Origin of the sequence: Mycobacterium sp. (assembly GCF_044370595.1) — a bacterium.
In the GTDB taxonomy this organism is placed as follows: Bacteria; Actinomycetota; Actinomycetes; order Mycobacteriales; family Mycobacteriaceae; genus Mycobacterium.
This window is the reverse complement of the sequence record NZ_JBILVF010000208.1, coordinates 1-4,651: the sequence shown is the minus strand read 5'-3', so window position 1 is coordinate 4,651 and position 4,651 is coordinate 1. Positions and strand designations below refer to the sequence as shown.

General features: G+C 64.1%; 6 protein-coding genes. 1 reads left to right on the top strand and 5 read right to left on the bottom strand.

Translation table 11 applies throughout. The annotated features are described in order from the left end of the window. The 4 genes from ADBZ5N_RS17495 to ADBZ5N_RS17480 all read right to left on the bottom strand — a co-directional run. Window positions 1–281 (bottom strand): alpha/beta fold hydrolase (locus ADBZ5N_RS17495; RefSeq protein ID WP_526259630.1); only part of this gene is annotated, 281 nt, incomplete at its 3' end. Window positions 282–308: 27 nt separating this feature from the next. Beyond that, window positions 309–548: a hypothetical protein gene (locus ADBZ5N_RS17490; RefSeq protein ID WP_526259628.1), complete on the bottom strand. Its 240-nt coding sequence runs from the start codon at window positions 546–548 to the stop codon at window positions 309–311. Window positions 549–558: 10 nt separating this feature from the next. Further along, window positions 559–1,182: a redoxin domain-containing protein gene (locus ADBZ5N_RS17485; protein ID WP_526259626.1), complete on the bottom strand. Its 624-nt coding sequence runs from the start codon at window positions 1,180–1,182 to the stop codon at window positions 559–561. Next, a complete protein-coding gene (locus ADBZ5N_RS17480; protein WP_526259624.1) occupies window positions 1,179–1,805 on the bottom strand; it encodes a TetR/AcrR family transcriptional regulator in 627 nt (208 codons plus the stop codon). Before ADBZ5N_RS17480 ends, ADBZ5N_RS17485 begins: the two co-directional genes overlap by 4 nt. Window positions 1,806–2,320: 515 nt before the next feature. Between ADBZ5N_RS17480 and ADBZ5N_RS17475 the strand changes: the two genes are divergently transcribed. Continuing rightward, a complete protein-coding gene (locus tag ADBZ5N_RS17475) occupies window positions 2,321–2,974 on the top strand; it encodes an NAD(P)H-dependent oxidoreductase (RefSeq protein ID WP_526259622.1) in 654 nt (217 codons plus the stop codon). Window positions 2,975–2,980: 6 nt separating this feature from the next. Here ADBZ5N_RS17475 and ADBZ5N_RS17470 read toward each other — a convergent pair whose 3' ends face one another. Continuing rightward, on the bottom strand, window positions 2,981–4,396 hold the full coding sequence (locus tag ADBZ5N_RS17470) for a WS/DGAT/MGAT family O-acyltransferase (protein WP_526259632.1): 1,416 nt from the start codon (window positions 4,394–4,396) through the stop codon (window positions 2,981–2,983). Window positions 4,397–4,651: the final 255 nt, after the last annotated feature.

The window sequence follows — 4,651 nt, the reverse complement described above, 5'->3', positions numbered from 1 at the left end:
TACCAGCGCCGGTCAGTGGGTTTGTCGGAGCGTCCGAATCCGGCGTAATCGGGCACGATGACTCGTCGGCCGCTTGCGACCAGGTCCGGAATCATCCTGCGGTAGAGGTAGGCCCAGGTGGGCTCACCGTGAAAGCAGATGACCGGAGCGGCTTCGCGCGGACCTTCGTCGAGGTAGTGCATCCGCAGACCGTCGATGTCGAGATAGTTCGGCTCGAAGGTATAGCCGGGGAGACCCGCGAAGCGCTCATCGGGTGTCCGGAAGATTTCTGTGCTGTCCACGGGGATTCTCCTCTTGGCCTGGTGTGTTTACGGGTGTGCTGCGTCGAGTGCGGTGATGAACAGCGCCGGTTCCGGACGCACCCTGTAGTCGTCGGTCTGATCGCTGAAGACGACGGTCCCTGATTCGTCGATGACGATCACGGTGGGGAACACCGTGTCGGCGTCGTATCCGAGTTGGGTCACTCCGGGCGGCACGCCCGCGTCGTGGCGAATGCCGAGGGAGGCCGCGGCGACGGCACCGGTATCTGTCAGGTAGCGGAAATCCACTCCGAACTTCTCAGCCAGCGCTCGGGTCTCGTCCAACGGTTGGGGGAGAAACAAGAGCAACCTGGATGCCCCGCGCAGCCAGGGTCTGGTACTGCGCCGCCAGCTCGCGTACCTGCGCCACGCACAGCGGACACCAGTTGCCGCGAATGAACACGAATGCCGTTGGCCGGCCGAGGAAAGACTCCGAACTCACCGGGGTCCCATCGACGTCGAGGACTTCGAAATGCGGCAGTCGGGAGCCGACCTCCAAGCCGGCCTGCCGATCCCGGTCTAGCCGTGTGTACCAACGCGCGTAGAACTGAGTACTCAGCAGGCCGAGGATCGCGATCGCTGCCGGCCAGCCCGTACCGGCGAGCACCGACACCACAACCGCAATGGCGGTGCCCACCGAGGCAATCGCGGTCAACACGGTGAGATTGCGGGAGGTCCGACCCTTACGAAGGCCGAAGAAACTGACGATCTGGACCGGCAGCGCCACCGTCGCGAGCGCCGCGCCGAGCCAGGCCAGCACGGGCAATCCGCCTCGACCGGTTACTGCCAGGACGATCGCGCCGACGGTGGCCAGGACGTCGAAAGACAGCACCGGCACGATCGACCAACGCTTCACCCGCCGGTGCAGGCTCGACTGCGTCATGGGGTTTCTCCTCGGGGCGGGGACGGGGCAACAACGGTGATGGCGCCGCGGATCATCTGGTGAAGGCGCCCAGCGCTCTGGCCGCTGCGACTCATGACGATCGCGCCCTGGAGCACTGCGAAGAGGTGATCTGCGGCGGCGTCGGCGTCCACCGCAGGGTCGACCTCACCGGCCTGCGCTGCGGCACGCAGCAGAGCCTGGATCGAATCCCGCACGCCGTTGAGCGCGGCCCGGACCTGCTCGCCGGCCCGTTCGTCGTGCGCGGCAAGCTCGGTGGCGGTGTTCGTCACCAGGCACCCCGGTCGATCACCCATGGTGGCTCCGGATGTGCCCAGCGCAGCCTCAAGGCGGGCGATGAGCAGGTCCTCCAACCTCGTCATCGGCGATCCCGCCGAGGTGAGCGCGGGGAGCACATCGGCAGCGGCAACCCGCTGGACATACAGCGCGAACGCGGCGTCGAACGCGGCCCGCTTGTCTCCGAACATCCGGTAGAAGCTGCCCCGGTGCATGCCACTGGCCTCCAGCAGATCGTCCAGCGACGTCGAGTGGAACCCGGTTCCCCAAAACCGGTACATGATCCGCTCCAAGGCGGTGTCACGGTCCACGATCGGCGGTCGGCCCACAGGAGCTCCTAACGGTGTCGAGACCCAACCTAGCGTTTTTGAGACCGATCGGTCAACAATGTGGTTCCAGGGTGTGGTCAGCGAATCCCGCCCGGAACACGACGCCACGATAGAGGTGGCCTTCCGTGCCCGGACGTCCTCACCGGATCTGCTCCCGAAACTGCTAGCGGCGGAGGCCCTTTCGGTTGAACTCAAGGCGCACACGCAGCGCGCGGCGGCACGGTCGGTACCTGAAGACCGTCCCCGATAGGCAGATAGCGACCCTCCAGTTCGGCTGGGATCTCGATGTGAACTTTACTTAAGGTGTTCACACTGTCAACATGTGTGGTGTGACGGCGGCGAAGAACACCTACCACCACGGAGATCTGCGCAACGCCTTGATGCTCACGGCCACGCGCCTCATCGAGGATGCGATACCGCACTGGATTCCCTGCTCGACTTCGCCGTGGCCGGGATCTGGCCGACAGGGTCGATGAGAGGCCATCGGAACCCATGAACCAACGAACAGGAACGAGATGAATGCCCAATCCCGCAACATCGCGGTGATCCTCGGTCACCCGGACCGCACCAGCCTCTGCGGGGCGCTCGCTGCGGCTTATGTCGAAGGCGCCCGGAGCGCAGGCGCGACGGTGCGTGAGATCAACCTCGGAGAACTCGTCTTCGATCCGGTGCTGCGACAGGGATACACCCAGATCCAGCCACTTGAGCCGGACCTCATCGCAGCGCAGGAGACGATCGTATGGGCTGACACGGTGGTCTTCGTTTACCCGAACTGGTGGGGCTCGGCCCCGGCGTTACTCAAGGGATTCGTCGATCGGACCTTCCTGCCCGGCTTCGCATTCAAATACCGGGAGAACTCCTCGCTGTGGGATCGACTGCTCAGCGGAAGGTCCGCACGACTGATCGTCACGATGGATTCGCCGCCCTGGTACTACCGATGGGTGGCACGCCAACCTGGTCACCAGATGATGCGGCGCGCGATCCTGGGTTTCTGCGGCATCAAGCCGGTCCGAATAAGCGAATTCGGCCCGGTTCGCCGCTCCTCGGAACAGACCCGGGACCGTTGGCTGCAGCGTGCCGGAGCGTTGGGGCGCAAAGATGGTCGTGCAAAACAAAGCCAGGCCACAGCCCACGGCAATCATCGAGGCGATCGACGATTGGATGGGTGACGACGATTAACTTTTTCGCGTGCCCCGTTGGCTGGCGCGCCGAGCCGAACTCTTCGGCTTCTCCACGGCAATGGCCTCCTCTAATTCCTGGAGCGCCTCACCGGAGTAGACAGCGATCCGTTGCAGACTTGGCAGGCTGTCGCGGCCGCCGGTGAATCCGATGTTGAACTGGCCGTCGTAGGTGATGCAGGTGATGTTCAGGGACTGCCCTTGGAACGGGACCGATACCGGGTAAAAGGCTTCCAACCGTGCACCATTGAGATACATCGTTTTCCGGGGGCCGGGGACGTTGGAGATCGTGACATTCATTGGGGGCCGAATCCGATCTGCGACGCCGCTGGCGAGGACACCGATCGCCGGAGCCATCATCGAAAGCGTGAGAACCTTCCGTGCCGCCGGCTCCATGGTTCCCAACTGGTCTTTTGCCGCCTGCATGGACGCGTGGACCGCCCGGAGCCGCGCTACCGGCTCGGCTATATCGGTGGCCAGGCTGGCAAAAACGAAGCCGACCGCATTGGCGCCGTCCTCTCCCGGCTCACGCAGACTCACCGGAACACCCGCGATGAGTGGTTTGTCGGGAAGCAGATCGGAGTCGACCAGGTGGCGTCGAAGCGCGCTGGCGCAGATTGCGAGGAAGACGTCGTTGACCGACGTGTCGGTACTTTCGCAGATCGCCTGAATGCGTTCCAGCTCCAGCTGTTGGGTGGCGACTCGGCGGGCCGCGGTCACCCGGCCGTTGAGCGCTGGTGCCGCGGCGCTCTCGAATGGCAGCCGCACGGGCTCCGCATCCGGCTTCCGGGACAGGCCTGCAATGCCGCGGCCGACGGACAGACCAGTGCGACCGAGCGCAGCGCCGGCGCCGAGGAGGGATCCCAATCCAGGTCGCTGCGAGCCGGTCGCCCGTTTTTCGCGCTGCGCGGGCTGGTGCTGCCACGGCGCACACGAGGCAGCTTCCGGGTCGGTGGCAAGAGCGTCAGTGACCATCCGCATCCCACCGACGCCATCGGTCAGGGCGTGATGGATCTTGACGTAGACCGCGAAGCGATTTCTTTCGAGACCGTCGATCACGTGGCAGGTCCAAAGTGGTCGAGACCGGTCGAGCTTCACGGAGTGCAGGTGCGAAATCAGTTCTCCCAGTTCACGTTCGCCACCAGGCTGAGGCAGCGCGGTGTGGCGTATGTGATACATCAGGTCGATGTCGTCGGCGGGCACCAACGATGGTGTTATCCGACTGAGTGGGCCGCTCCCGAGTTTGAGTCCAAACGGGGGCCTCAGAGGCCCTGGGTTACGGAACGAAGTGACAAGATCGCGTACGAACGTGTCCGACGCCCCCTTGGGAATCTGGAAGACCTGTAGCGATGCCACGTGCATCGGAGTCTCAGTTGTCTCGATGGTGAGAAATGCCCCGTCGAGGAGCGACATCTGTTGCTTTGCCATCCGGCAAATATGCGCGCCCGACGCACGCAAAGTTGCGAAACTAGCAAATTTAGGTTCAGTCTGATCTTCAATAGGGCTAGTCGGCACTGGTAGTGATTTGTGTTTGCCGGCGCGGTCTCGGTGTCGGGGCGCAGTGAGAGGGCCGGAGATGGCTGAGGATCGTCGCGGGCCGCTGTTGTTGATTGCCCGCGAACTGGATGCCCGCCGCGACGAGTTGATCGCGGAGGTGACGAAGGCGGT